Origin of the sequence: Schleiferia thermophila (genome assembly GCF_003337435.1) — a bacterium.
GTDB classification, from domain to species: Bacteria; Bacteroidota; Bacteroidia; order Flavobacteriales; family Schleiferiaceae; genus Schleiferia; species Schleiferia thermophila.
In genome coordinates this window covers 353,578-379,785 of the sequence record NZ_QPJS01000001.1, presented here as the reverse complement: position 1 = coordinate 379,785, position 26,208 = coordinate 353,578, and the positions used below count along the sequence as shown (strand labels likewise).

The 26,208-nt window shown below is 47.1% G+C and carries 23 protein-coding genes and 1 other RNA gene; 18 read left to right on the top strand and 6 right to left on the bottom strand.

What is annotated here, in order from left to right; genetic code table 11:
- Positions 1–123: 123 nt before the first annotated feature.
- A complete protein-coding gene (bshB1, locus tag DES35_RS01655; RefSeq protein ID WP_037358008.1) occupies positions 124–840 on the top strand; it encodes a bacillithiol biosynthesis deacetylase BshB1 in 717 nt (238 codons plus the stop codon).
- Here bshB1 and DES35_RS01650 read toward each other — a convergent pair.
- Positions 820–3,225 carry an efflux RND transporter permease subunit gene (locus tag DES35_RS01650; RefSeq protein ID WP_037358007.1) on the bottom strand — a complete coding sequence of 802 codons (2,406 nt, stop codon included), beginning with the start codon at positions 3,223–3,225 and terminating at the stop codon, positions 820–822. The two genes, bshB1 and DES35_RS01650, sit on opposite strands and share 21 nt — an antisense overlap.
- A 278-nt stretch (positions 3,226–3,503) precedes the next feature.
- Here DES35_RS01650 and DES35_RS01645 point away from each other — a divergent pair, with 278 nt between their 5' ends.
- The 3 genes from DES35_RS01645 (at position 3,504) to bcp (ending at position 6,528) form a co-directional block, all read left to right on the top strand.
- Complete coding sequence (locus DES35_RS01645) at positions 3,504–5,405, top strand: T9SS type A sorting domain-containing protein (RefSeq protein WP_125039373.1); 1,902 nt, start codon at positions 3,504–3,506, stop codon at positions 5,403–5,405.
- Positions 5,406–5,452: 47 nt separating this feature from the next.
- Positions 5,453–5,838: RNase P RNA component class A (rnpB, locus tag DES35_RS01640), an RNA gene on the top strand.
- 222 nt (positions 5,839–6,060) lie between these two features.
- Positions 6,061–6,528, top strand: a complete 468-nt coding sequence (bcp, locus tag DES35_RS01635; RefSeq protein ID WP_037358003.1) for a thioredoxin-dependent thiol peroxidase — start codon at positions 6,061–6,063, stop codon at positions 6,526–6,528.
- 560 nt (positions 6,529–7,088) lie between these two features.
- Here the strand turns inward: bcp and porD are convergent.
- The 4 genes from porD to DES35_RS01615 are packed head-to-tail and all read right to left on the bottom strand — an operon-like array spanning position 7,089 to position 10,321.
- The gene (porD, locus tag DES35_RS01630) at positions 7,089–8,006 is read right to left on the bottom strand and encodes a type IX secretion system protein PorD (protein WP_114365610.1); all 918 of its coding nucleotides are present in this window, start codon (positions 8,004–8,006) and stop codon (positions 7,089–7,091) included.
- Positions 7,967–9,172, bottom strand: a complete 1,206-nt coding sequence (gene coaBC, locus DES35_RS01625; protein WP_037357999.1) for a bifunctional phosphopantothenoylcysteine decarboxylase/phosphopantothenate--cysteine ligase CoaBC — start codon at positions 9,170–9,172, stop codon at positions 7,967–7,969. The genes porD and coaBC overlap by 40 nt, the downstream gene beginning before the upstream one ends.
- Positions 9,172–9,510: a DNA-directed RNA polymerase subunit omega gene (locus DES35_RS01620; RefSeq protein ID WP_037357997.1), complete on the bottom strand. Its 339-nt coding sequence runs from the start codon at positions 9,508–9,510 to the stop codon at positions 9,172–9,174. Before DES35_RS01620 ends, coaBC begins: the two co-directional genes overlap by 1 nt.
- A complete protein-coding gene (locus tag DES35_RS01615; protein WP_037357995.1) occupies positions 9,500–10,321 on the bottom strand; it encodes an outer membrane protein assembly factor BamD in 822 nt (273 codons plus the stop codon). Before DES35_RS01615 ends, DES35_RS01620 begins: the two co-directional genes overlap by 11 nt.
- A gap of 345 nt (positions 10,322–10,666) precedes the next feature.
- Here DES35_RS01615 and hisG point away from each other — a divergent pair, with 345 nt between their 5' ends.
- The 8 genes from hisG to hisIE are packed head-to-tail and all read left to right on the top strand — an operon-like array spanning position 10,667 to position 17,718.
- Positions 10,667–11,539 carry an ATP phosphoribosyltransferase gene (gene hisG, locus DES35_RS01610; protein WP_037357991.1) on the top strand — a complete coding sequence of 291 codons (873 nt, stop codon included), beginning with the start codon at positions 10,667–10,669 and terminating at the stop codon, positions 11,537–11,539.
- Positions 11,539–12,825 carry a histidinol dehydrogenase gene (gene hisD / locus DES35_RS01605; RefSeq protein ID WP_037357986.1) on the top strand — a complete coding sequence of 429 codons (1,287 nt, stop codon included), beginning with the start codon at positions 11,539–11,541 and terminating at the stop codon, positions 12,823–12,825. The genes hisG and hisD overlap by 1 nt, the downstream gene beginning before the upstream one ends.
- A complete protein-coding gene (gene hisC / locus DES35_RS01600) occupies positions 12,822–13,886 on the top strand; it encodes a histidinol-phosphate transaminase (RefSeq protein WP_037357983.1) in 1,065 nt (354 codons plus the stop codon). The genes hisD and hisC overlap by 4 nt, the downstream gene beginning before the upstream one ends.
- The gene (gene hisB / locus DES35_RS01595) at positions 13,883–14,998 is read left to right on the top strand and encodes a bifunctional histidinol-phosphatase/imidazoleglycerol-phosphate dehydratase HisB (protein WP_114365609.1); all 1,116 of its coding nucleotides are present in this window, start codon (positions 13,883–13,885) and stop codon (positions 14,996–14,998) included. Before hisC ends, hisB begins: the two co-directional genes overlap by 4 nt.
- 33 nt (positions 14,999–15,031) lie before the next feature.
- Positions 15,032–15,619, top strand: coding sequence for an imidazole glycerol phosphate synthase subunit HisH (hisH, locus tag DES35_RS01590; RefSeq protein WP_037357977.1), 588 nt, complete (start codon positions 15,032–15,034; stop codon positions 15,617–15,619).
- Complete coding sequence (locus DES35_RS01585; RefSeq protein WP_037357974.1) at positions 15,616–16,344, top strand: 1-(5-phosphoribosyl)-5-[(5-phosphoribosylamino)methylideneamino]imidazole-4-carboxamide isomerase; 729 nt, start codon at positions 15,616–15,618, stop codon at positions 16,342–16,344. Before hisH ends, DES35_RS01585 begins: the two co-directional genes overlap by 4 nt.
- A 4-nt stretch (positions 16,345–16,348) precedes the next feature.
- Complete coding sequence (hisF, locus tag DES35_RS01580) at positions 16,349–17,107, top strand: imidazole glycerol phosphate synthase subunit HisF (protein ID WP_037357970.1); 759 nt, start codon at positions 16,349–16,351, stop codon at positions 17,105–17,107.
- Positions 17,104–17,718, top strand: a complete 615-nt coding sequence (gene hisIE / locus DES35_RS01575) for a bifunctional phosphoribosyl-AMP cyclohydrolase/phosphoribosyl-ATP diphosphatase HisIE (protein ID WP_037357966.1) — start codon at positions 17,104–17,106, stop codon at positions 17,716–17,718. The genes hisF and hisIE overlap by 4 nt, the downstream gene beginning before the upstream one ends.
- Positions 17,719–17,849: 131 nt before the next feature.
- Here hisIE and meaB read toward each other — a convergent pair whose 3' ends face one another.
- Positions 17,850–18,857, bottom strand: coding sequence for a methylmalonyl Co-A mutase-associated GTPase MeaB (gene meaB / locus DES35_RS01570; RefSeq protein ID WP_244906310.1), 1,008 nt, complete (start codon positions 18,855–18,857; stop codon positions 17,850–17,852).
- A 19-nt stretch (positions 18,858–18,876) separates the two neighbouring features.
- Here meaB and DES35_RS01565 point away from each other — a divergent pair, with 19 nt between their 5' ends.
- The 6 genes from DES35_RS01565 to DES35_RS01540 all read left to right on the top strand — a co-directional run bounded on the left by DES35_RS01565 (position 18,877) and on the right by DES35_RS01540 (position 26,178).
- Positions 18,877–19,872 (top strand): 1-aminocyclopropane-1-carboxylate deaminase/D-cysteine desulfhydrase, encoded by a 996-nt coding sequence (locus DES35_RS01565; RefSeq protein ID WP_084180131.1) that lies wholly within the window; start codon positions 18,877–18,879, stop codon positions 19,870–19,872.
- Positions 19,805–20,689: a glucosaminidase domain-containing protein gene (locus DES35_RS01560; RefSeq protein ID WP_037357960.1), complete on the top strand. Its 885-nt coding sequence runs from the start codon at positions 19,805–19,807 to the stop codon at positions 20,687–20,689. Before DES35_RS01565 ends, DES35_RS01560 begins: the two co-directional genes overlap by 68 nt.
- Before the next feature lie 54 nt (positions 20,690–20,743).
- Complete coding sequence (kynU, locus tag DES35_RS01555) at positions 20,744–22,015, top strand: kynureninase (protein WP_037357957.1); 1,272 nt, start codon at positions 20,744–20,746, stop codon at positions 22,013–22,015.
- Positions 22,012–23,361, top strand: coding sequence for an FAD-dependent oxidoreductase (locus DES35_RS01550; protein ID WP_037357954.1), 1,350 nt, complete (start codon positions 22,012–22,014; stop codon positions 23,359–23,361). The genes kynU and DES35_RS01550 overlap by 4 nt, the downstream gene beginning before the upstream one ends.
- A complete protein-coding gene (locus DES35_RS01545; RefSeq protein ID WP_114365608.1) occupies positions 23,358–24,014 on the top strand; it encodes a YggS family pyridoxal phosphate-dependent enzyme in 657 nt (218 codons plus the stop codon). The genes DES35_RS01550 and DES35_RS01545 overlap by 4 nt, the downstream gene beginning before the upstream one ends.
- Positions 24,015–24,234: 220 nt before the next feature.
- The gene (locus DES35_RS01540; RefSeq protein ID WP_114365607.1) at positions 24,235–26,178 is read left to right on the top strand and encodes an LruC domain-containing protein; all 1,944 of its coding nucleotides are present in this window, start codon (positions 24,235–24,237) and stop codon (positions 26,176–26,178) included.
- Positions 26,179–26,208: the final 30 nt, after the last annotated feature.

Sequence of the window (26,208 nt, the reverse complement as noted above, 5' to 3'; positions counted from 1 at the left end):
GCAGGTAAAATACAGCGCGAGAAACCAAAAGATGTACTGGAAGTATGAATCAGATGCAAAATCAGTTCACTTGAAATCAATGTATCAACATACTTTTGCGGACTTAATAGAATCACATTCGCAATGCAAGTTGATATACTGGCTATAGGTGCTCATCCGGACGATGTGGAACTTGGAGCTGGTGGCACTTTAGCCAAGCATGCTTCCATGGGGTTTAAAACAGGTATCCTGGACCTGACCGAAGGTGAAATGGGCACGCGAGGCACCCCGGCCATTCGCAGGGCAGAAGCGCAGAAAGCTGCCGAAATTCTAGGGGCTCAGTTTCGGCTCAATGCCCGATTGCCGGATGGATGGATCCGCGATTCGGAAGAGGCTGTCAGAGAAGTCATTAAAGTCATACGGTATTGCAAACCTCGGATAGTATTGGCCAATGCGCCAAAGGACAGACATCCGGACCATGGAGCTTCTGCACGTTTGGCAGAAAAGGCAGTTTTTTCGGCTGGCTTACACAAGTTGAAGACCACATACCTGGGTGAGCCGCAACAACCCTGGAGACCACATATTTTGATGCATTACATTCAGTTTATGAATCTTCAGCCTGATGTCATTTTGGACATCAGCGGTTTTTTTGACCGTAAACTGGCCTCCTGCAAGGCCCATGCATCACAATTGTACAATCCGGACAGTACAGAGCCCGAAACTGTGATCAGCTCAAGGGAATTTCTTGATAGTATAGAGTACCGGGCACGCGATATGGGACGACTGATCGGCACAACTCATGGAGAGGGTTTTATCTTTTCTCGTACGCCTGGTTTGAAATCACTTTCCGAACTGATCTGAGCTGCCGGCTTTATTATCTTCAGAAGTCTCAATCAGCTCAGAGTCCGGTGCATCATCTGGATCGACCACCTGTATGGGAGGGTTGTCAAAATCTTCATCAGCCAGTATTCGGTGCAATGAAAGTGCAAAAGCCGGTAGCAAAAACAAGTTGGTAAGCATGGCCACAAGTAATGTGAGCGATACCAAAAGGCCCAGAGCTACCGTGCCGCCAAAACCTGAAAATGTAAATATGATAAATCCGGAAAAGAGTATTACAGAGGTGTAAAACATACTTACACCTGTTTCGTTGATGGCCATCTGGATGCTCAAGGGTATATCCCAGTCGGTTTTTTGTAAATCCTGTCGGTACTTAGCCAGAAAGTGAATGGTGTCATCTACTGATATCCCAAAAGCAATACCGAAGACCAACAAGGTAGAGGGCTTCAGTGGAATGCCGGCAAAACCCATAAATCCTGCCGTAAAGAGCAGGGGAATAAAGTTGGTCACCAGACTGATCAGTACCATTTTCCAGGATCTGAACAGGTAAAACATCAGCATGGAAATCAGCAAAATCGCTATTCCAAGACTTTGAATCAGATTTCTGACCAAATAGCGGGTCCCTTCCAGAAAGAGCACAGAGGCTCCTGTGACAAAACCTGTAAAACCGGTATCCTCCATCACTTGGTCCAGAATAGCCTCTATCTGGTTTCGGAGGGCCATCATTTCCAGGGTATTCAAATCCCTGACAAGTGTGTGAATACGGAGAAATCGTCCCGACTCATCATTCAATGAACGCATCAGGACATTGCTTTGGTCGAAGGAACCTTTCAGAAATCTGGACATAAAGCGGCTCTCCTGTGTAGTAGGAGTGCGGTAAGCAGCTGGATCTCCGAAATAATATGCCTGAGTGGCAAATTTTGACAAGTCTGCCAGACTCATGCTGCGCTCTATTCCAATAGCTTTCAGGGAGTCTTGTATAGCAGCAAGCGTTTTGATTGTATTGAGCCTACGTGCAGATAAGTTTTTTTTCGTATCGATTATGATCTCCAGTGGTTCCACCCCTCCGGATTTTTCCTCTATAAATTTTAGGTCTTGGTAAGTTTTGCTGTTTTTGTTCAAATCGTCGGTAATCCTGCCTGAAGTCTCCATTTTTAGCATACCTGCGATGGAGGTTAGTATAACCACTGCACCAATTCCATAAATCAAGGGCCTCTTATTAAACACCGCATGCTGAATAATCCTGATCCACCCCCCTAACCAGCGCCGGTCGAAGTGTTTGATATGTCGCTCTTTGGGTGCAGGTGCATATAAATAATACAATGTGATAATGACAATAGAGTGCACAAATACCGCCAAAATGCTAAGAGATGCCACCAGACCAAACTCCACAAGTGTGGAACTTCGCGTAAATGCAAGGGCAAAAAATCCAAATGCAGTGGTCAGATTGCTAAAAAAAATAGCATTTCCAATTTTGGCAATGGTACGCTGAAGAGCAAGGATTCTGTTTTTGTGGTTTTTATATTCGTAATGAAATTTGTTGATGAGAAAGATGCAATTTGGTATTCCGATCACGATCACAAGCGGGGGAATCAGGCTGGTGAGCAAGGTGATTTCAAAATCGAAAATCGACATGAGCGCAAGGGACCAGATGACCCCTGTACCTACCACAAAAAGCGAAATCAACGTAGCCTTGAGATTTCGAAGAAAGAGGAAAAACAACAGTGCTGTAACACCTGTGGCCAAAAGTACAAACTGGTAAATTTCTTTTTTCAACTGTGCAACATTCCCCATCCTTAGATAAGGAATGCCTGAAATTTTGACTTCCAGTCCGGTAGATGCTTCAAAGGTGTTTAACATCTGCTGAATCTCACCGATAATGGTAATAATTCGCTCATTGTAAAGCGATTGGGTGTCAATCTGTACGTATGCAAGTACCGCAGAGCCATCTTCATTGACAAAAATGCCTCTGTAAAATGGCAAGGAATCATTTAATATGCTTACCCATCTGCTCATGGAGGGTTTGCCTTCAAATACCGGTTTGAATTGAAATTTAGCATTCGAAACGTCTTTTTTAAGTTCCAATGCGTTGCTGAAAGTAATCACTTCAGCTACTCCGCTGACTTGCCTCAGAGAATCGGCCAGTGAAAGCCAATGGTCCAGAAACCTTTGGTCTTCTGGGGAAGTCGTTTCAACAGCCAGAATTACTGTATTGCTGACCTGTGCAAAGTTTTTTTTAAACCACTCGTAGCGAATGTGCACGGAATCATTCACCGGAAGTAATCTGCTGAACTGATAACTCATACGCACTTCATCAGCCCTGAAAATGGCAAACGACAAGGAAGCCGCCAGCAGCAGAATCATAGCCATCGGCTGCCTGATGATCCAGACAGCGAGTCTGTCCCACATCGGTAGTAATTGTTTTGAAAATAATAGACCGGCGCAAGTTAATCGATGAACTTTACAGGGAAAAAATGCAAAAAATACACGTTTTAGGAATTTTGAGATCAATCTTCTCAGAAAATTTCAATAAGAGCCGTTGCCATCCGGAACACTGCCGTATTGGCCTTGGTAATATGTTTCATCAGCTAAATGATAATGGAATTTTGGAAGTTAAGGCAGCAGCACGCCTAATCAGATCGACAAATTTGAGCTATAGAGTGGCTTTCTTTCTTTATTTTAGCCATATGAAAAGGATTGCAATTGTATTGTTTGCCTTTACTTGGATGGCTGAGAGCCGGCTTTGTGCTCAGCACACTTCGGTCAGCTGGGAGAAGAAAATTCTATCTGCAGAGGGGCCATATATTACCCTTCATAAACCGGAATCGGAAGATTTCTTCTCTCATGTTCAACACCTTGAAGCTCCTCCGCCCGGGGGCGAGGGTTTCAGGGCTTATTTACAGCAGTTGAAAGACAGCATCAATCAACTTCCAAGACGTACGGACCGTAAGAGAGGTACTGCTGAACAGATTCCCGGACCGATACTGCACCGTCAGTTTGAAGGCAACAGCTACAATGGGTCCGCACCCAACGACAACCACATTGCCATCTCGCGAAACAATCTCATCATTTCCGTTATAAACACCAATATATTTACCTACGACCTGAACGAAGACAGTTTGCTGTCTGTACAATCGCTGCAGCAGTTTTGTGCTCCTTTGGGTCTTCCCGATGTAAAGTATGATCCCAGGGTCCTTTATGATCCTGATGAAGACAGGTTTATCCTGGTGATATTGAATGGATTTACCTGGCAGACTTCCTGGATTGCAGTGGCATTCAGCCGCAGTAGCAATCCCGCGGCCGACGGGTGGAATCTCTATGCCCTGAACGGCAATCCTCTCGACAATGAAACCTGGAGCGATTATCCTCACCTGGCCGTAAGTGGCAGCGACTTGTTTATCACGGTCAATACTTTTCTGAATGGATCGTTTAACAACAGCGGATATGTAGAGTCTACATTTTGGCAGTTGGACAAAATGGCCGGCTACAGGGGTGACTCGGGACTTACGGCTGCCTACTTTCACCAGCTCCGCTACCAGCCAGACGGAGCTGATACGATGAAGCCGATTTTCAACTTTACGCCCATCAAAGGTGGAAGCGGGCACTATGGTGAGAAAATGTTTTTGCTATCCAATGAAAACCTGGCACCAGAGAGCAACAGGTATTTTCTCACCATAGTGAATGGCGGTGCAGCTTCCAGTAACCTGAAGATGGTAGAAATGAGAAGCAGCCAGTCCTATGGACTTCCTCCGGATGCCCGCCAGATGCAAAACCATCGCTTTGACTGTGTAGATGCGCGGATCCAGGATGGTTTTTTTGAAAACAACATTCTTCACTTTGTGCACAATACCATCACTCCACTCAATGGGGCGGGTTTTGTATATGGGCGCATATATTTTCCTGAATTTGAACACCGCTCGATTGATATCGCGCATTATTACCACGATTCACTGGACTTTGGCTTTCCTGCCATCAGCTACACGGGCCGCAATGCATTGGAAAACGATGCCATCATTACGTTCAATCACTGCGGGCGTGAATATCCATCGGGCATGAGTGCCTGCTATGTGGATCACGAGGGAAGGCTTTCCGAGAGGGAAGAGGTGGAACGCGGAGCAGGCTATGTGGATGTACTGGGCATTGGGGTACAGCGCTTTTACGAACGGTGGGGCGACTACTCAGGCAGCCAGCGCTTGTATCAAACGCCCGGCTGGGTGATAGGGGCCGGCTATGGCTCCAAAGCCAACAGGAGGCCCGAAACCCGCATCGCTCTTTTGTCATCTCCACATTGGCAAAGCGGACCGCCGAGTGTGGATTTTGCCAGGGATTTCAAACTTTATCCCAATCCGGCTCAGCGCTTTTTTGAAGTGGAGTTTATTTTGGATGAGCCACAGAAACTCAGGTTTGTGCTTACTACGGCCGCTCATGCCAAAGGGGGGAGTATAGACCTGCATGCTGCTCAGGTGCGTCGAGGAGCAAACAGATTTTCGTTCAACACCACACCCTTGCGGAATGGTGTTTACAATCTTTTGATAATCAATGAAAACGGCGAATTAATCAAGCGCACCAAAGTAGTGGTCGCCAACTGATCTGATCCCCTTTTTGGCCTTACCTTTGAGGGCAAGAATTAAAACAAAAGCCTGAGCGTTCTGTCGCGCCCGGCTGACCAATGGGTCGGTCGGGTGAGGAAAGTCCGGACTACACAGGGCAGCACACCTGCCGAAAGGCAGGGCAGCAGTCGTAAAGGGCTGCTGACAGATAGTGCCACAGAAAACATACCGCCTGCATTCTGATGAGTGCAGGTAAGGGTGAAAAGGTGGAGTAAGAGCCCACCGCTACGACCGGTAACGGCGTAGGCATGGCAAACCTTGTGCGTAGCAAGGCCAAATAAACTGCCAAGGGTCTGCTTAAAGCAGACCGTCGCACTGGCCCGGTGCGTATGAGCAGTGGGTAGGCCGCAACAGATAAATGACAGAAACCCCTAAAGGGGTACAGAATCCGGCTTACAGCTCAGGCTTTTCGTTTTTTTATCTGTACGGCATGAAAAAATACAAACTTCTTCTAAAGGAAAAAGGCTGGAAAGCTGTGGTAAACGAGGCTGGATGGAAGGTGGCCATGGGGCTATTTTTATTTTTTTTGGTCAAGGGTTTAGTGTGGCTGGCGGTGATTTACGGGGGTTTAAAGTGGTTCACATCGTGAACATTTGTTGGTTGTCTGATTGTTTAAAGCCAAAAATCGCGTGATATGACACATCTGAAAGAGGGGGATCGTGCCCCTGAATTTGAAGGAGTGGATCAAAATGGTAATCCGGTAAGACTATCGGACTTTGCCGGCAAAAAGCTCATTGTGTATTTCTACCCAAAAGACGACACTCCGGGCTGTACGGCTGAAGCCTGTAGCCTCCGAGATTCATATGAGGAACTGGTGGCCAAGGGCTTTGCTGTGGTGGGTGTGAGCACCGATAGCCAGAAGTCTCATCAAAAATTTATTGAAAAATACAATCTTCCTTTTACGCTTATTTCGGACCCCGATCGCAGAGTCATTGAGGCCTTCGGTGTGTGGGGAAAGAAAAAATTTATGGGCAAGGAGTATGATGGCATTCACCGGGAAACATTTGTCATCGATGAGAATGGGGTTATTCTGAAAGTATTTACCAAAGTAGATACAAAAAATCACGCTAAGCAAATACTTGAAAGCCTTGAAGTAGCTTGATCTGTACTACATCACCTACCGATTGGAGCAATGGCCGTTTGCGGTCGCAAACGGCCTTTGTTTTTTATAAACTTTATCCTAGCTGATAGGATGCGCAATCGCGGATTCTGAAGGTGTAAATAGAATTTTCAGATTTTTCTGTGGGTGCAGATCGGTGTGGTAATTTCTGACAGGGTGTAAGGGGTCTTATGGAATTTTTATTTGAATAAAACGCGGTCAAAGGGAAATGGATCGCCTCCCGGGAGCGGAGGGGTCGATGGTACATCCGGAACTGTTTCACAACCGACGGTTTTGAATCTGAAGTACAGCAGGAGGTTTGAACCGGAAGGGTTGTGCTGTGGAATATGGCGGACTGTATGTAAGCGATCGGTGCGGTGGGAGGTGCGCGTGAGGGATGCGGAGGGCGCCCGCAGGGCGGTGCGGAGCACGGGAGCGAAGCGTACCCCGGAGCAGCCCGACCCTGCGCGGTAAGGTCGCCGTCAGGTGGCCGGCGAGCAGGGGCACGCCCAAGAAAAAATGGATTTGTGTTTGAGTGAAGAGAATTTTCCGGTGTTTGGAGTTTATTTCAGCTGGGTGTATTTGGAGCTGTTGAGGGGGTCTATTTCGCTGAGTACATTGCGCAGTTCGACGGTATTGATGGGGTCGCCTGCTGAGAAGATTCCGGCGATTTCGTCGGCTTTGGCCTGGAAAAACATCTGCAGGAGGATGCTTTGGGGGCGTTTTTTGTAATAGGGCTGCAGGGAGGTGATGGCTTGTGCGACTTTTTCTTTGCCTTCTTTGACGCGGCTGACGGTATGCATGACGTCGAGGCCGAGGCGATGGTATGTGTAGAGGGTTTGGAGGAAGTCGGGTGTGGTGGAGTGATTGAGGTGCTCGGCGATCCAGAAGCGATTGCGAAAGCCGCGCCCGTCGTCGCGCCAGCCGGGGAAGCGTGCCTGGCTTTGCATAAAATTGACGATGTTCTGGAGGGTTTCAAACTGCTCACGGCCGCCGTTGGGGGCGAAGGTGGCATTGTCGAGACCTATGATGAGGTAAGCGTAAAAGGCGAAGATGGCTACCAGATTGTTGTCGATGTTTTGGGGGTTGAATTCGAGGCGTTCAAATTCGGTGTAGGGGAAGTAGATGTCGATATCCTGGAAGGTGAGAACGGGTGAGTTGTAGTTGGTGCCATAGATGGGGCGGCTGTACTGGATTTGGAGCTTGCCCTGGAATTCGTTTTGGGAGGGTTCCTGTTCGAGGATGAGGGTAAAGTTGCACTCGATACGCTCTTGGATGGTGTAGCGGGCTCCGGTCCATCGGGTATTGTTGAGAAATTCGAAGAGGGAGGCTTCGAGGGTACGGAAGATGTTGACGTTGCTGCGCTGGATTTGCTGGTGGTTGATGGTAACGCGTGCATTGAGCTCCTGGGCGGCCAGGGGGCTGATGGATAGAAGGAAGGCTATTGTGATATTTGAAAGTGTTCTGAGATGTGGTCCCATATCCAGCTGGCGAGTTTATTTTTTAGAACGAGGGAACTTTGGTGAATAGTGCCATCGGAATAGAGAATTGTGACCTGATTGGTGGGTGTGGCAAATCCGGTGTGTGGTCCGGGGCTGTTGGCTATGATGGCGTCGGCTTTTTTTTGGTGAAGTTTTGTGAGTGCGTTTTGGGTGAGGTTTTCGGTTTCGAGGGCGAAGCCTATGATGTGCTGATGGGCTTTTTTAGACTGGCAGAGGTCGGCGAGGATATCGGGATTTTTAACGAGTTGGATGGAGAGGGAGTCCTGGTTTTTTTTGATTTTGTTTATCTGGTATTCGGCGGGGCGATAATCGGCCACTGCTGCTGCACAGATGATGACATCAGCAGAGGCTGCCCGTGCGAGGCACTCGGTGTGCATTTGGAGGGCTGAGGTGACATGGACGACTTCGAATGGGAAGGTGTGGCTTGTGTAGCGGGTGGGACCGAGGACAAGGGTGACGCGGGCGCCTCTTGAGTGGGCTTCGCGGGCGAGGTACACGGCGGTGTCGCCGGAGGAGTGGTTGCCGATGAAGCGGACCGGGTCGATGTGCTCGTAGGTAGGGCCTCCGTTGATGAGTACTGTTTTGCCGGACAGGGAGGTGCGCTTCCGGAAGTAGTCTTGCAGGTGAGCCAATATGGTTTCGGGCTCGGCCATACGGCCCTTGCCGGAGAGTCCGCTTGCAAGGGGGCCTGATTCGGAATCGATTAAATGGCAACCAAAGGTCTGAAGGGTCTGAATGCTGTGTTGTACTGCGGGATGTGCGTACATGTCGAGGTCCATGGCTGGGGCAAAAAACACGGGGCAGCGGGCGCTGAGGTAGCAGGCCAGCAGAAAGTTGTCGCAGTGGCCGTGAGCCATTTTGGCCAGGGTGTTGGTGGTAGCCGGGGCTATCACCATGGCATCGGCCCAGAGGCCGAGCTCGACGTGGTTGTACCATTGACCTGTGGTGGTGTCGTGGGAATGTACATACACGGGTCTGCCGGTGAGGGCGGATAGTGTGAGGGGTGTGATGAAGTCAAGGGCTCCGGGAGTGAGAACTACTTGAACGTCGGCACCTTCCTTGACCAAAAGCCGTGCGAGGAAGGCTGATTTGTACGCGGCAATTCCGCCGGTGATGCCGAGCAGTATTTTTTTGCCGGAGAGCATTAGTTGTGTGAAGCTTCGTTGGCTTCGGCGTAGCGGTAGTAGATTTCGCCATCGAGCCATTCCTGTAGGGCCATCAGGTGTGGCTTGGGCAGGTTTTCGTAGTAGCGGGAGAGCTCGATTTGTTCGCGGTTTTCGAAGATTTCTTCCAGAATTTCGCCCGGGACGTTGAAATCTTCCATTTTTTCGTTGATTTCCATTTTGAGCTCTTCGGCGATTTGGGCTGCTCTTTTGGCTATGATGATGATGGCTTCGTAGATGTTGCCTGTTTTTTCGGCTACTTTTTCGATATCTACGGTGGAGGTGACTTTTGGGGCGTTGAGCTTTTTCTTAGCTTCCATATTCCTGATTCTCTTTTAAAAATTCAATTTGAAACATTGCTCTTTCACGAATGGTTGAGGCCTCTTTGGCAAAGCGGCTGTCGGGATAGCGCTCGAGGAAGTCTTCGCAGGCTTTGCGGGTTTCGATAAAGCGCTGGAGTTTTTTGCTTTCGATGGAGAAGCGGGCCAATTCGTAGTTGCTTCTGAGCAAGAGGAGCAGTATTTCTTCTCTGTATCTGGTTTCGGGGAAATCGTTGAGTACATTGTTTAAAGCCACAATGGCAGCCTGGTATTGCATGGTGGTGTAATATTGTTTGGCGCGTTCGAAGTTTTTGCGCTCGAGTTTCTGACGCAGCTCAATGATGAGTTCATTACATTGTTCGATGCGTGTGCTTTTGGGATGTGTGTTGATGTAGAGTTGTAGTTCGTTGATGGCTTTGATGGTGTAGGTCTGGTCAAGGGAATAGACCGGCGACTCCAGGTAGTAGCAATATCCGGTCATGAAGGCGGCTTCATCAGCGTATTTGCTCTGCGGGAAAGTGCGATAAAAGTTTTTGAAATGGTAGGCCGCCAGCATGTAATCTTCCAGTTTATACAGGGTCATGCTGTAATAATAGTATACTTCTTCAGCCTGTGCTGTACCGCGATATAGATTGAGGAGTTCATCAAAGATGGGGTAGGCCTTGTTGTACTTTTTTTTGTCGTAGTACTTTTTGGCCATTTCAAATTTGTAATTCAAATCGTTGGATTTTAATACCTTGCTGTATTCACTGCAGGAAGTGAACAGCAGACCAAAAGCCAATACCGCAAATAGAAATTTGATACCCTTCATGAAGCGCGCAAAAATAAGCAATTGAATTGTGTCAGGGGATTTTATTGACCCGATAGATGACAATTAACGATTGAGTATGGCCGGGATGGAGTCATTTATAGATTTTTTAATAAATGCAAAGGATGAAAATCATGTCACTAACCTCTTGCGAGAGTAATCAACAGTGTTATTTTTGCGGCTGTGAAAGGAATTATGTCGACTTTGCATCATCATCTGCACCTCCGCCCCCGCGGTAGGCTGTAGCTGTCGTTGCAAAGATTGACTTTCCTGCAGAAAAGGCTTACCGCAATCCGGTAAGCCTTTTTTGTTTTTTAACCTTTTGCAAAACAGACAACTCACAGATTCATGAGCAATAAGAAGGACATCAAACTTACCCTGGCGTTGCAGAAATCTGGCAGACTGCACGAAGACTCTGTAAAACTGCTGAAAGAGTGTGGTATATCGCTGTTTAACGGTTCGGGGAAACTGAAAGTGGAAGCTGAAAATTTTCCGGTTGAAGTATTCTTTTTCAGAGATGACGACATCCCTCAATATGTAACGGATGGTATAGCGGACATCGGCATTGTGGGTCAGAATGTGCTGGCAGAGAAGGGCTCGGACGTGAGGATACTAGAAGAGCTAGGTTTTGGAAAGTGCAGGCTCAGCATCGCTGTGCCTAAGCAACAGGCATACGATGGTCTGAAATGGCTTGAGGGAAAGCGTATCGCTACAAGCTATGGACGCATTCTCAGCGGATTTCTTCATCACCGTGGGGTGAAAGCAGAAATACACCCCATCAGCGGCTCAGTGGAGATTGCACCTGGCATCGGCCTGGCCGATGCCATCTGCGACCTGGTAAGCACGGGAAGCACCCTGCTGGCTAACGGACTGAAAGAAGTAGAGGTGGTGATGAAAAGCCAGGCAGTGCTGGTGGGAAACAAAACACTTACAGAGGCAAAAGAAGAAATTCTGAAAAAATTGATATTCAGAATTCAGGCGGTAAAAAAAGCCGTGAACAACAAGTACATCCTTCTCAATGCCCCAAACGAAAAACTCCAGTCCATCTTCCGCGTACTACCTGGGATGAAGAGTCCTACGGTACTTCCCCTGGCTATGGAAGGCTGGAGTTCTGTGCACTCCGTTGTGCAGGAAGACCGCTTCTGGGACATCATCGAAGAGCTCAAAACCCAGGGAGCTGAAGGAATTTTAGTAATACCGATTGAAAAAATGATTGAATGATGAACCTAGTAGTAAATCCAAAACGAGAACAGTGGGATGTTCTCTGCAAAAGAGCTTCATTTGATAGTCATGACCTCAGCCAAATAGTAAAAACCATCATGGAGGAGGTAAAAACGGAAGGAGACAAGGCTGTGCTGAGGTACACAAGAAAATTTGATTATCCTGATGCTTCCTCGCTGTTGGTAAGTCGGGAAATGATGTCTACGGCGGCTGGCAGAATCAAGCAAGAGGTAAAAGAGGCAATCGAGCTGGCGATATCCAATATTGATAAGTTTCACCAATCCCAGGCAGAATTCGTCGCCAAAGTTGAAACGATACCAGGTGTAGAATGTTGGAGAAGGTCTGTACCTATTGAGCGGGTAGGTCTGTACATACCAGGAGGTACGGCACCTCTCTTCTCTACTCTTATAATGCTGGCGGTTCCTGCTAAGATAGCGGGTTGCAAAGAAATTGTGGTATGTACACCGCCAGACAAGAGCGGGAGAATTGCTGATGAAATTCTATATGTATCTGAACGCCTAAAATTGAACCAGATACGAGCATGTGGAGGAGCTCAGGCCATAGCAGCCATGACGTTCGGCACAGCATGCATCCCCAGAGTGGATAAAATTTTCGGACCGGGAAATCAGTATGTGACCGAGGCAAAGCTTCAGGCTCAGAGATTCGGAGTCGCAATTGATCTACCTGCTGGTCCGTCGGAAGTACTTGTGCTGGCAGAGAAAGGCTCCAATCCGGCATTTGTGGCATCAGACCTGCTCTCTCAGGCTGAGCATGGAACTGATTCGCAGGTGATACTGCTGACCGATAGCCCTGAACTGGCCATGGATGTACTGGCAGCTTTGGAGCATCTGCTTCAAAAATTACCCAGAAAAGCAATAGCTGAGGCCTCTCTGAAAAACTCCCGGTGCATCGTCTTTAAAAGCAGAGAAGAAATGATTTCCTTTTCCAATCAATACGCACCGGAACACCTTATAATTCACTCTGTTGATCACCAATGGTATGAAGAAAAAATTACAAATGCGGGCTCTGTATTCTTAGGTGCTTACACACCGGAGAGTGCCGGTGACTATGCCTCCGGCACCAATCATACCTTGCCTACTAATGGGTATGCCCGAGTCTACAGCGGGGTTTCGCTTGACAGCTTTGTAAAAAAAATTAGCTTCCAACACATCACAGAAGGTGGTCTTAAGCAGATCGGCCCGGCCATCGTGCACATGGCCAGAGCTGAGCAATTGGAAGCACATGCCATGGCAGTGGAAATCAGACTAAAGGCATTGTATACATGAAAAACTTAGATGTACGTAAACTGATGCGGCCTCATATCCGCCGTATGGTGCCCTACTCGACTGCCAGAGACGAATACAAGGGCACACAAGGCATCTTTCTGGACGCCAATGAAAACCCCTTTGGTTCACCTGTGGCCAAAGACCTTCATCGCTATCCCGACCCTAGCCACAAAGCACTGAAGGCTGTACTGGCCGATAGGTTAGAACTTCCGGCAGACATGCTCTTCTGCGGAAGCGGAAGCGATGAAGTTATCGATGTGCTGATGAAAGTGTTCTGCACACCTGGTCATAGCGGTGTGGTCATTTTACCACCAACCTATGGAATGTATGAAGTTTTGGCAGAAATCTATGAGCTCAATGTGATCAAGGTGCCCCTTGATAATGAATTCCAGCCTGATGTACCCGGAATCATCCGGCAGGGAACAGGAGCCGAGATGCTCTTTCTATGCTCCCCCAACAATCCAACCGGTAACCTCATGGATCACCAGCGAGTGTTGGAAATTCTGCAACACTTTGAAGGAGTAGTGGTGATGGACGAAGCCTATATGGATTTTGCTGAAAGCACTTCCTGGGCACAGGAGGTGCTGCACCATCCGAATCTGATAGTACTGAAAACGCTGTCTAAACTGTGGGGACTGGCTGCACTGCGAGTAGGTATAGCCATAGCGCATCCCGAAGTGATCTCGGCAATGAACAAAGTAAAACTACCCTATAATTTGAGCACTCCGGTGATGGAAATGGCAGTTAAAGCGCTGAAAAACCATGATTACCCATTGAAAATCAAAGAATCAGTCAAAGTAAACCGCCAGCTGCTGACCCGTGAATTATCCCAGTTAAACAGAGTAAAACATATCTTTCCATCGGATGCCAACTTCCTGCTGGTCCGATTTGACAATGCTGACGAAGTGTATCGCTTGCTGGGACAGAGACACATTATTGTCCGCAACCGTTCAAAAGAAATCAACTGCCAAAACTGCCTGAGAATCACTGTTGGAACTGTTGAAGAAGTTCTGCATTTAGTACAAGCGCTTAAGGAAATAGATACAACCACTGATCCATGAAAGAAAAAATTCTCTTCATCGACAGAGATGGTACACTGGTAAAAGAGCCACCAGTTACCTTTCAAATCGACCACTTTGAACAGGTCGATTTTTTGCCCGGAATGCTGACCTCCCTAAGCCGTATTGCCAAATCCGAAAGATATCGATTGGTGATGGTGACCAATCAGGATGGCCTGGGTACAGACACCTATCCCGAAGAGAGATTTCAGCCCATTCAGCAGCTGATCCTACGAACTATGGAATCTGTGGGCATCCATTTCAGTGAAGTCCACATAGACCGCTCCAGACCTGAAGAAAATCTGCCCACCAGAAAACCCGGCATCGCTATGCTTACGCGCTACATAACAGGAGAATATGACTTGGAAAACTCCTTTGTGATAGGCGACAGACTCACCGATGCACAGCTGGCTGCAAACCTCGGATGCAAAGCCATTCTCATTAATAACAGCGAAGCTGCTGAGAGCAGTCATCTGCCCATTGCACTCACGGCCGGTCATTGGCAGGAAATAGAGGAGTTTCTGATTTCGCCACCCCGTAAATCCGCAATTCGTCGAAAAACTGCTGAAACAGATATCACCGTCGAAATTAACCTTGACGGCAGCGGGCAGGCCCACCAGATTAGCACCGGCATTGGGTTTTTAGATCACATGCTCGAGCAAATGTCCAAACATTCCGGTATCGATCTGTCGGTAGCTGCCAAAGGCGATCTGCACATCGACGAACATCACACCGCAGAAGACACGGCACTCGCTCTGGGAATGGCATTTAAAGCAGCCTTGAGCGATAAATCGGGCTTGGAGCGATATGGATTTGTATTGCCTATGGACGATTGCCGTGCTCTGGTGGCAATAGACTTTGGCGGCAGACCATGGCTAGTCTGGAAAGCAAAATTCCGGAGGGAAAAAATTGGCGATTTTCCGACAGAAATGTTGTATCACTTTTTTAAGTCTTTTAGCGATGCAGCTGCATGCAACCTGCTGATCCGGGCCAAAGGCAAAAACGAACACCACAAAGCAGAAAGTATTTTCAAAGCTTTTGGAAGAGCTTTGAAGATGGCCATCAGACGTGAAAAAGGCAACTTTCAGTTGCCCACCACCAAAGGAGTATTGTAAATCACAAACCCATTTTCAATCAAAGACAAGAGCATGAGTGTAGCAATAGTAAAGTTTAATGCAGGAAATATCACTTCAGTAAAATTTGCCTTGGAAAAATTAGGCGCCTCTTATGTTATTACCGATGATCCGGGCAAAATTGCAGAAGCTGACCGAGTGATACTGCCTGGAGTGGGTGAAGCCTCATCTGCTATGAATTATCTCCGGGAAAAAGGCTTAGACCATATACTCCGCTCTTTGCAACAGCCATTTCTAGGAATATGCCTCGGTATGCAACTGCTCTGCACAAGCTCGGATGAGGGAAATGCCGATGGTTTAAACATCATAGCAGGAAGAGTAAAAAAATTTTCATCCAAACTTAAAGTTCCTTTGATCGGCTGGAACTGCGTGAAGTTTGCTGAGGATGAGCTTTTTTTCGGGCTAAAAAAACTAGAATTTCAATATTTTGTGCATAGTTATTACCTGGAGACAGGAGACCGTACCATAGCAGAGGCCCAATATGGAATCAGCTACTCAGCTGCTGTACGGCACTTAAATTTCAGAGGTGTACAATTTCACCCGGAAAAATCAGCTGAACCAGGACTACAGATTTTAAAAAACTTCCTAAGACTGAAGACATGAAAGTATTTGCCGCAATAGACCTGATGGATGGAAAATGTGTGCGGTTGTCGCAGGGCATCTATGGTACTGCCATAACCTACCATGCAGACCCTGTATATGTAGCCCGACAGTTTGAGGCAGCAGGAATCAATTACCTACATGTGGTAGATCTCGATGGTGCCCGATTGGGCAAAATCACTCATCTGAAAGTGCTGGAGCAACTCGCTACTCATACAGGTCTGGAAATCGATTTCGGTGGGGGCATTACCGGAGAGAAGGATGTAACTGCTGTTCTTGCTGCGGGTGCTACAAGGGTTTCTGTAGGTACTCTCGCTGTAAAGAATCAGAAACTGATGCTGCAGTTGATCGAACAATTTGGTCCAGACCGATTTATGCCCGGCGCTGATATAAAAGAACATAGACTCGCAGTGAGAGGCTGGACTGAAATATCAGAAATAACCTTAAAGGACTTCATAGCTCAATACAGAGCCAAAGGTATCCGGCGGTTTTTCTGTACAGATATATCGCGCGATGGAATGCTTGCCGGCACTTCTACCGACATCTACAACGAAGTGCTGAGCACCTTTCCCGACTTAGAACTTATAGCCAGTGGGGGAATCCATCACGTAAGTGAACTGGACCGCCTTAAAGAAGCAGGTCTTTGGGGGGCCATTGTAGGCAAAGCCTTGTATGAAGGTACCATTCAATTACATGAGTTAAAGGCCTGGTTGCTATCAAACGCTTAAAAATATGCTGACAAAAAGAATCATTCCATGTCTGGATGTAAAAGACGGTCGCACCGTGAAGGGGACTCATTTTCTGCACCTGAGAGATGCCGGAGATCCGGTAGAACTCGCCTCGCGCTATGCTTCGGAAGGTGCGGATGAATTGGTGTTTTTGGATATTACAGCGACCCTCGAAGGGCGAAAAACCTTGATTGAGCTGGTATACAGAGTAGCATCCTGCATCAGCATACCCTTTACAGTGGGTGGTGGAATAAAAAGTGTGGCAGATGCTGCTGCATTGCTTCATCACGGGGCCGATAAAATTTCAATCAATACTGCAGCACTCCTAAATCCAGACCTCATCACCGATATGGCCAAAGAATTTGGCAGTCAATGCGTCGTATTGGCCGTAGACGCACGTCAAATCGCACCGTACCAATGGATTGCGTATCTCAAAGGAGGTACTATGGCCACTGATATAGACGCTGTTCAATGGATTCAAGAAGGTGTAGACAGAGGTGCAGGTGAAATATTGCTCACATCGATGAATCGGGATGGTACACGGGCTGGATTTGACATCGAGCTGACTAAAAAAGCAGCTTCTTTGGTCCAAGTGCCCATAATAGCTTCAGGAGGAGCCGGAGCTCTTCACCACTTTGCAGAAGTTTTCACCATAGGACAGGCAGATGCCGCTCTGGCAGCCGGCATACTCCACTACGAAAATTTTACCATTCAGCAGATTAAAGAATTCCTTTTTCAACAAAAAATACCTGTAAGACGATGAAGCCAAATTTTGACAAGTACATGGACGGTCTTGTTCCCGCGATTGTGCAAGACCATCTGACCGGAACAGTTCTCATGCTTGGCTATATGAATGAAGAAGCGTGGGTTAAGACCCTTGAAACTGAAATGGTCACCTTCTACAGCCGGAGTAAGTCACGCCTCTGGACAAAAGGGGAAACCTCCGGCAATATCCTCAAGGTAAAAAATGTAATGCTGGACTGCGACAAGGATTGTCTGCTGGTTCTTGCCGAGCCCGAAGGGCCCATTTGCCATACAGGCACCATGTCCTGTTTCGGCGATGAAGGGAACAGCTTTCTGTACGAGCTGGAAAATATTATCGCCAAACGCCGGCTACAGCCTGAAACACATTCGTACACAGCTGACCTTTTCGCCAGGGGCTTGCCCGGAATAGCCCAGAAAGTAGGCGAAGAAGCCGTAGAACTGGTAATAGAATCCGTGTCTAATAATGCTGATGATACATTTCTCCATGAAGCAGCAGACCTTTTGTTTCATTTTCTGATATTGCTCCAGTCAAAAGGCAGGAATCTGAAGCACGTGATTTCTGTACTGGAAAACAGGCATATGGCCAAAGAAGGTGCAAAAAATTCCTAGTGCTCCCCGGTGAGGATATCCACACCGGTAAAAAAGTTAAACAGATGCAAGGATCGCGGAAGTGCACAACCTCTCGGCCAATTACACCTTCGGCGCCTCATCTCTCTGCCACTGAGCATTGAAATGCGCTTTTACAGAGTGGAGAAGACTTCCTCTGCTGCGAGAAAGGGATCCATTGCACCCTGGGATACCTTGTCTTTGAGCTCTTTATACTTTTGATACTTATCGGGATGTTTCTGCAGAAAAAACTGCCAGGATGCTGACATTGCCTGATCAAACCAATACGATAGCTGCCGAAGTCTGTTTTGATGCCAATAGCCATTGGCCCGCGTCAATCGCTGATATTGGTCCATAAAGTCGTAGATCTGAGTCAAACCAGCACCGGTTAAAGCACTTGCAGTACACACTCTGGGCGACCATTGAGAAGGAGCCTCCTGAAGCAGATGCAGCGCCCGGGCATACTCGGCGGCTGCTCGACGGGCCGAAGTAATGTTGTCGCCGTCAGCTTTGTTAATGACCACTAAGTGAGCCAATTCTAAAATTCCGCGTTTGATTCCCTGCAATTCATCTCCAGCATTGGCCAGCATCAGAACCATAAAAAAGTCAGTAAGATGATATACTGCGGTTTCGTTCTGCCCTACACCCACAGTTTCAATCAAAATAAAATCATAGCCGGCAGCTTCGCACAACAGCATTGACTCCCGGGTAGTTCGGCTCACTCCTCCTAACTGATTCCCCGAAGGTGATGGTCTGATAAATGCTTCCTTACGTGAGGCAAGCTTTGGCATGCGGGTCTTATCGCCCAGGATGGAGCCCCCTCCTGTCTGACTGCTCGGATCAATGGCCAGGACGGCTATTTTGAAGCCAAATTCATCAATTAAATAATTGCCAAAAGCTTCAATAAAAGTACTTTTACCTACTCCGGGCACACCCGATACTCCAATACGATAGGTATCCCGCGGGTATTTGGTGCAAAGCTCAACAAGCTCTGCTGCCACAGAGCGATGTGTGGGATTTGTACTCTCCAGCAGACTAATGGCTCTGGCCAATGCTGTGCGATCGCCAGATGCTATAGCCGCATACAGCTCTTGTACAGAGGGGACTTCGGAAGGTTGATATTTATACTGCGGATTAATCACGCCCAAATCTATGTGAAGAATGACTGAATTTTGCAATGACTTTCAGCAATCCTTTAAGTTAGTGGCAGAATCTTTAGAACATTTCATCGGTCGCCTTCGGTCAGTTCCCGTTCAATCTTTTTCCTTCCGAGGCAGGCAATTTGAGGTGCTTAGAGACGATCTGATTCACCCCGTTATTTCCGGAAATAAGCTCAGAAAACTATGGCGCTTTTTGTGCACATGCCAGGAGCGAAAAAAAGGACTCCAAACTTTCGGAGGCCCTTATTCCAATCATTTAGTAGCTACAGCCTATGCTGCAAAATTGCTTGGAATACCATGCAGAGCTTTTGTAAGGGGGGCTTATCATATGACGTCCTCCCTGAATATCTGCAAATCGCTGGGCATGAATTTAATTTCGCTGAATAAAGAAGAATTTGCCAGGCGGAAAAACGATTTTGCAGAAGATGAAAACTGGATCACCGTTCCCGAAGGAGGAAAAGGCCCTGCAGGAGTTGCATCGGTGAAGAGCTCTTACGGATCACAACTCAGCTCCTATCAGGTAATATGGCTCGCTGCCGGTACGCTCACCACAGCCATCGGTGTAGCGCTTGCCGCACCCAAGGCCAAAGTGGTAGCCGTGCCGGTACTGAAAGCCCATGGCGAAGCACTTATGGAGGAGTACACCAAACTCTTTGGCATCAAGCAGCCCGAAAATCTTGTTTACTTTAATAGCCAGCACACCGGAGGATATGCCCGCTGGGATGAAAGACTGCTCACTTTTGCCAATGATTTTTACAGGCAAACAGGTATAATGACTGACCTTGTCTACACTGCTAAAGCCTTTAGAGCATTTTTTGAATTGGAAAATTCACCAGAGACTGTAAGAAACTTGTTGATTCATACTGGAGGATTACAAGGCATGTTGGGTATCTTGCCACAAATTAAAGCCAAAAACCACAATCTTGTTTATGAAGCACCATTGGTGGCTCATCTTGGGCGTACTCACCCTGGAATTGTATGCTCAACCAGCCAATAAGCGAAGGCAGGAGTACATCGCCAGGTATAAAACCATCGCCATAGAAGAGATGAAAACCTTTAAAATACCGGCAAGCATCAAACTGGCACAAGCCATACTGGAGTCTGCCGATGGCACAAGCCGGTTAGCTGTAGAGGCCAACAATCACTTTGGAATCAAATGCCATCGGGAGTGGAACGGTCCGGCTGTTTACCACGACGACGACCAAAAAAACGAATGCTTCAGAAAGTACAAAACCGCTGAAGAATCCTTTCGGGACCACTCCTTGTTTTTAAGCGAACGAACACGGTACAAAAAGCTGTTTGAGTTGCCGATAGAGGACTATCGCTCATGGGCCTATGGCCTGCGCGAAGCCGGATATGCCACTAATCCCAAATATCCAGAACTGCTTATCAAAATCATCGAGGAAAATCAGCTGTATCAATTCGACCGGGAGGCTTTGGGTGCTTTAGTGACCGGGGAAAACCGCCTTCAATACCACGAAAACAGAATTAAATACATCATCGCACAAGCCGGCGACACCTGGGAATCCATCGCAAAGGAATTTGATACACGGGTCGATTATCTGCTTAAATACAACGAAGTCAACTATGCACATGCCCTGCAAGCCGGCGACATCGTCTTTTTGCAGCCAAAGAGAAGAAGCTCGCGAAAAGTAAAAACCTACACCGTGAAACCCGATGACGACATGTACCACATCAGCCAGCAATTTGGCATTAAACTCAAATACCTCTACAAGAGAAACCGAATGTCGGCCGGCGAACAACCCCAACCAGGTACGACCTTGTACTTAAGAGGATACAAACCGGAGAACTGAGAATTCCCGTGCCCACCATGCTGATGAACAGTAGCTGATCCTACTTTTGCAAGCATGCAATGGAAAACTATAGATTTCTACGCCCTTGACGCTGAGGACAAACTGAAAGAATTCCGCTCTCAGTTTCACTTGCCACGAAACCCCGACGGGACAGAAAAAGTCTATCTCACCGGCAATTCGCTGGGACTCCAGCCCATCAAAGCAAAGCAATATCTTCTTGAAGAGCTGGACGACTGGGCCAATCTGGGTGTCGATGGGCATACCCATGCCCGAAGACCATGGATGCATTATCACGAGTTGTTTACTGCCGAACTGGCCTATTTGACAGGGGCTGAACCCAATGAGGTCGTGGCAATGAATACCCTTACGGCCAACTTGCATCTGCTGATGGCGTCCTTTTACAGACCCACAAAATTCCGCTACAAAATTCTCTGCGAAGCAAAGGCCTTTCCCAGTGACTACTACGCTCTGGACAGCCATGCGCGGTTTCATGGCTACACCGATGCAGTACTTGAAATTCCGGCCGACAAGCACACAGGTATTCTAAAACACGAAACCATACTGGAGTATATCGACAAATATGCCGACGAAGCCACTCTCCTGCTGATGGGAGGGGTCAACTACTACACGGGGCAGGTGTTTGATATGGAAGAAATTACCACCTTTGCCCGAGAAAGGGGATATACAGTCGGTTGGGATCTGGCACACGCCGTGGGCAATATACCGTTGAAACTTCATGAATGGGGTGTTGACTTTGCGGCCTGGTGCAGCTACAAATACCTCAACGGAGGCCCGGGCGCTGTAGCAGGTATCTTCGTCCACCAGCGGCATCACAATCGCCTTTTGCCCAGATTTGAAGGCTGGTGGGGACATTGCAAGGATACACGCTTCCAGATGCCACACAACTTTCAGCCCATTCCCACGGCCGAAGCATGGCAACTCTCAAACCCGCCTATCTTCTCCCTTACACCATTGCTGGCATCGTTGCCCATGTTTCGGCAAGCTGGCTGGGAAGCCCTGCGAAATAAAAGCCGTAAACTCACCACTCTGCTGGCCAGAGGCATTGAAGAAATCAACGACACCCATTCGTCCGGAATCCGCATATTGACTCCCTATTCCAATGAACACTCAGGCTGCCAGGTTAGTGTAGTATTCGAAGGTATCGGAAGGCAGGTTTTTGACAGGCTCACAGAAGCCGGCATTGTGACCGATTGGCGACATCCGGATGTCATCCGCATGGCTCCTGTACCATTGTACAACAGTTTTTCCGATATCCAAAAAACCCTTGAAACCATTGAAAGCGCTGTAATTGAGCAACAAAAATGAAACAGAAGAAAGACATCACCATCGTGGGCGGTGGACTCGTAGGTGCCCTGCTGGCCATCTATTTTGCCAAAAGAGGACACAAAGTCAAAGTATTTGAGCGCCGACCCGATCCACGAAAGACCAGTGTTTATGCGGGTCGTTCCATCAATCTGGCATTAAGCGACCGGGGTTGGAAGGCCCTGCGCGATGCGGGACTCGAGCAGGAAATCAAAAGGATTGCCCTGCCCATGTATCACCGCGGCATTCACCAGCCTTCAGGCGAATATGTAAGACAACCCTACGGCCAGCCCGGACAAGCCATCTATTCCGTGTCCCGCGGTGGACTCAACATCGCTCTGCTCAATGCTGCTGACGCCTTTGACAATGTAGAACTTTTTTTCAACCGGAAATGTGTAGAAGTGGACTTCCAAACAACTGAAGTCAAATTTCTGGACTCCTCCTCCAACGAAGTAGTAGTAAAATCCGACTACATATTCGGAGCTGATGGTGCTTTTTCCGGTGTCAGAGGCGAAATGATGAAAACCGATCGATTTAACTACCAACAGGAGTACATCTCCCATGGCTATAAAGAGCTCAATATACCGGCCGGACCTGATGGCCAATTTTTGCTTGAGAACAATGCTCTTCACATCTGGCCCAGAAAAGACTACATGCTTATCGCCTTGCCCAACCTGGATGGTACCTTCACATGCACACTGTTCTTCCCTTTTGAAGGTGAATACTCGTTCGCCACTCTAACAGACGCCTACACAGCCAGAAAGTTTTTTCAAGAAAATTTTTCCGATGCACTGGCCTTGATTCCAGATTTTGAAAACCAATGGCAGCAAAACCCTGTGTCGTCACTTTGCATTATCCGATGCTATCCTTGGGTACGCAACCAAACAGCCCTAATCGGAGATGCTGCTCACGCAATCGTTCCCTTCTACGGCCAAGGAATGAACAGCGGTTTTGAGGATGTCGAAGTATTGTTTCAGTTGCTCGACAGCCAGAGCAATTGGGATAAAGCACTGGACGAATACCAGAAACTGCGCAAGCCCGATGCCGATGCCATTGCCGATCTTGCCATGCGAAACTTTATCGAAATGCGAGACCTCACCGCAGACCCAAAATTTCTGCTGCAGAAAAAAATTGAAGCACGAATCCAACAAAAATACCCCGATTTGTGGACTCCGCTCTATTCCATGGTCACTTTTAGCCACATTCGCTATTCAGAAGCTTTGAAGCTTGGAAAAATTCACGACCAAATCATGGAAAGCATTATGAACAGGCCAGATATCCACTCCATTTGGGAGAGTGAGGAGATCGAAAATGAAATCATCACGAAACTAAAGGCAATCAAAGCATGAGCATTGCTGAAAATCTCAAAAGAATAAAAGATGAGATAGGCACTGACGTGACTCTGGTAGCGGTTTCAAAATTCAAATCCATACCCGAAATTATGGAAGCTTACCAGGCAGGTCACAGAGATTTTGGAGAAAATCGCGTTCAGGAATTGACCGATAAAGCCTCACAACTGCCCAACGACATCCGATGGCATATGATCGGACATCTGCAGACCAATAAAGTCAAGTACATTGCCCCTTTTATTTACCTGATTCACAGTGTGGACAGTGAGAAACTACTGACTGAAATACAAAAACAAGCCTCCAGAAATCAGCGCACCATAGACATTCTGTTGCAGGTTCATATTGCTAAAGAAGAAACCAAATTCGGACTGAATGACGAGGAATGTCACCAACTAACCGAAAAAATGGCCAAGAACCTATTTCCCAATTGTAGGCTTCGCGGACTAATGGGCATGGCCACCAATACCAATGACCTATCGGCCGTAGAAAGGGAATTTCTGCATCTGAAACATTTATTTTCCCAGCTATCCGATCGATTTCCTGAGCTGCAACTTGATGTTCTTTCCATAGGAATGAGTGGAGATTATCCGATTGCGCTGAAATGCGGCAGTAATATGGTACGAATTGGCAGTGCGGTCTTCGGCTCCCGATAACAAAAATATTTTCAACCATTTTTGCCAAAAGGCTTCATAGGTCATGCTTAAAAATCTATGGATCAGAATCTTTATATTTCGTCTTTTGACCAGACCAAAAAGTCTAAAAAACTTCACTCTTTCCAAAAATTGGACTCGATGTCAACTCTTAAATTCTGATAATCATGAACTTACTTTCTAGCAAACATTTGGTATAGAGAATTTTAAAAAACCCTGGGCCATGAGTTTTAAAACAATTCTTTTCAGCATAGTATTGGCAGTGGCATTGGTAAGCTGTAAGAAACAATCTGATGAACAGCCCTATACTTCCGCCCTAAACTTTGACTTCGAGACCGTAAAGCCTGGAAGCATCACATTGACAGCAAAGCCCGAGTACGCCGGTGCAATTGTAAAAATTTTCACTCACAATCCCGACTCAGGAGGCAGCCTTTTGCAGACTCTTCGACTCGACGCTCAAGGTACGTACAAATCCTCCATCAACCTGCCCTCTTCTCTGAAATCAGTGTTTCTGAAATCGTTTTTCATCGGACTCCCGGGAGACATTGAAATCCCAGTAGCTAACAATACTATCAACTACGATTTTTTTGCTCCTGCCAAAAATACTTTCACCCGTCTGAAAAACATACCTGCCCCAATTACGCATAATGGCATCGTGTATAAGTTTATAGGTCCATTCAACAGCGTTGGTTTACCCACGTATCTTGAAAATCCGGGTGATCAGCTGTCCTCCTCTTTTTTAAAAGCAGTAAACGATGCCCTGCCTGAAAACAGACCTGTACCACAGTTTAACCCTCACTATATCCAATCCGGTGTGCAAACGGATGTGCAGATTACAGAATTGGCCGATGTATATGTGACCGTAGTACATGAAGGGGCGGGATACAGAAATGTACTCGGCTTTTATATATACGACACACAAAATCCACCCACATCACTTTCCCAAATTGATACCATCACAATTATTTTTCCCAACTACTCACTGAATGGTAGTGGAGGACAGCTTCTGCCGGGAATGAAGGTAAAACTCGGTCGTTTTCCGGCAGGCAAATCCATAGGCTGGGTACTCATCCAAAATGGATTTACCAATCCCGGGGGAAGTGCCACCATATTACCAGGTAATATAAAATTTTACTCAAATCCGACCTTTAATCCTGAACCAAATCAAAATCTGAAGCGGCATATGGTAATGCTCAATTTTCCGCAATACAACCGATTTGCCATCGGATTTGAAGACTTGAGGAGAGATCTTTCCTCTTGTGACAATGACTTTAATGATGCTGTTTACTTTATATCTTCCAATCCTGTCACAGCCATCAGCCAGGCCAACGTACCCCTTCCCGGTGCGCCACCCGCAGATACCGACGGTGATGGCATACCCGATATTATCGATGAATATCCAAATGATGCCACCAAAGCATTTAACCACTACCAACCCTTTAAAGGTTCTTACTCATCTATAGCATTCGAGGACCTCTGGCCTTATTTGGGTGATTACGATTTCAATGATCTGGTTGTAAAGTTCAACCTTAAAAACATTCTGAATGCTCAAAACCAAATTGTTGAGTCTGAATATAAGTTTATTGTTGACCATATTGGAGCTTCATATAAAAACGGTTTCGGATTCCAATTGCCCTATGCCGAATCGGTTGTCCAAAGCGTTGATGGGATAAGATTGACAGAAGGCATCATCACAGCTACAAGCAAAGGCTTGGAAACCAACCAAAATTTGGCCACTGTGATTGTGTTTGACAACGCCTTTAAACAACTTTTCGATACCATAACTATCACTATCAAATACAATACTCCCCAGTCACTTCAAAGCCTTAATCAAAGTGGATTAAACTTCTTTACCTTTGTAGATGGAAACAGAGGTCGCGAAATTCACCTTTCAGGCAAGCAACCAACAGCACTCGCAGATCTATCGCTGCTGAGTACAGGCGATGACATTACCAACAAACAACGTACTCTAACCTACCGAAACAAAGACGGATTTCCATGGGCGATATTAGTAAGCCATGATTTCAATCCACCTACAGAGAAAACAAAAATTTGGGATGCCTATCTACATTTTAACACCTGGGTCAACACCATCGGTACCGAACGAACCGATTGGTATGAAAACAAACCTGGCTACAGAAACAACAATTTGATTATTTACAGATAAAACTCCTACGGGAAGGAGCTTTGAACCGGG

What these genes read in the sequence shown, in the direction of transcription:
- bshB1 (WP_037358008.1), top strand. Translation starts at nt 124, where the DNA reads ATGCAAGTTGATATACTGGCTATAGGTGCTCATCCGGACGATGTGGAA.
- DES35_RS01650 (WP_037358007.1), bottom strand. Translation starts at nt 3,225, where the DNA reads ATGTGGGACAGACTCGCTGTCTGGATCATCAGGCAGCCGATGGCTATG.
- DES35_RS01645 (WP_125039373.1), top strand. Translation starts at nt 3,504, where the DNA reads ATGAAAAGGATTGCAATTGTATTGTTTGCCTTTACTTGGATGGCTGAG.
- bcp (WP_037358003.1), top strand. Translation starts at nt 6,061, where the DNA reads ATGACACATCTGAAAGAGGGGGATCGTGCCCCTGAATTTGAAGGAGTG.
- porD (WP_114365610.1), bottom strand. Translation starts at nt 8,006, where the DNA reads ATGGGACCACATCTCAGAACACTTTCAAATATCACAATAGCCTTCCTT.
- coaBC (WP_037357999.1), bottom strand. Translation starts at nt 9,172, where the DNA reads ATGCTCTCCGGCAAAAAAATACTGCTCGGCATCACCGGCGGAATTGCC.
- DES35_RS01620 (WP_037357997.1), bottom strand. Translation starts at nt 9,510, where the DNA reads ATGGAAGCTAAGAAAAAGCTCAACGCCCCAAAAGTCACCTCCACCGTA.
- DES35_RS01615 (WP_037357995.1), bottom strand. Translation starts at nt 10,321, where the DNA reads ATGAAGGGTATCAAATTTCTATTTGCGGTATTGGCTTTTGGTCTGCTG.
- hisG (WP_037357991.1), top strand. Translation starts at nt 10,667, where the DNA reads ATGAGCAATAAGAAGGACATCAAACTTACCCTGGCGTTGCAGAAATCT.
- hisD (WP_037357986.1), top strand. Translation starts at nt 11,539, where the DNA reads ATGAACCTAGTAGTAAATCCAAAACGAGAACAGTGGGATGTTCTCTGC.
- hisC (WP_037357983.1), top strand. Translation starts at nt 12,822, where the DNA reads ATGAAAAACTTAGATGTACGTAAACTGATGCGGCCTCATATCCGCCGT.
- hisB (WP_114365609.1), top strand. Translation starts at nt 13,883, where the DNA reads ATGAAAGAAAAAATTCTCTTCATCGACAGAGATGGTACACTGGTAAAA.
- hisH (WP_037357977.1), top strand. Translation starts at nt 15,032, where the DNA reads ATGAGTGTAGCAATAGTAAAGTTTAATGCAGGAAATATCACTTCAGTA.
- DES35_RS01585 (WP_037357974.1), top strand. Translation starts at nt 15,616, where the DNA reads ATGAAAGTATTTGCCGCAATAGACCTGATGGATGGAAAATGTGTGCGG.
- hisF (WP_037357970.1), top strand. Translation starts at nt 16,349, where the DNA reads ATGCTGACAAAAAGAATCATTCCATGTCTGGATGTAAAAGACGGTCGC.
- hisIE (WP_037357966.1), top strand. Translation starts at nt 17,104, where the DNA reads ATGAAGCCAAATTTTGACAAGTACATGGACGGTCTTGTTCCCGCGATT.
- DES35_RS01565 (WP_084180131.1), top strand. Translation starts at nt 18,877, where the DNA reads ATGACTGAATTTTGCAATGACTTTCAGCAATCCTTTAAGTTAGTGGCA.
- DES35_RS01560 (WP_037357960.1), top strand. Translation starts at nt 19,805, where the DNA reads ATGAAGCACCATTGGTGGCTCATCTTGGGCGTACTCACCCTGGAATTG.
- kynU (WP_037357957.1), top strand. Translation starts at nt 20,744, where the DNA reads ATGCAATGGAAAACTATAGATTTCTACGCCCTTGACGCTGAGGACAAA.
- DES35_RS01550 (WP_037357954.1), top strand. Translation starts at nt 22,012, where the DNA reads ATGAAACAGAAGAAAGACATCACCATCGTGGGCGGTGGACTCGTAGGT.
- DES35_RS01545 (WP_114365608.1), top strand. Translation starts at nt 23,358, where the DNA reads ATGAGCATTGCTGAAAATCTCAAAAGAATAAAAGATGAGATAGGCACT.
- DES35_RS01540 (WP_114365607.1), top strand. Translation starts at nt 24,235, where the DNA reads ATGAGTTTTAAAACAATTCTTTTCAGCATAGTATTGGCAGTGGCATTG.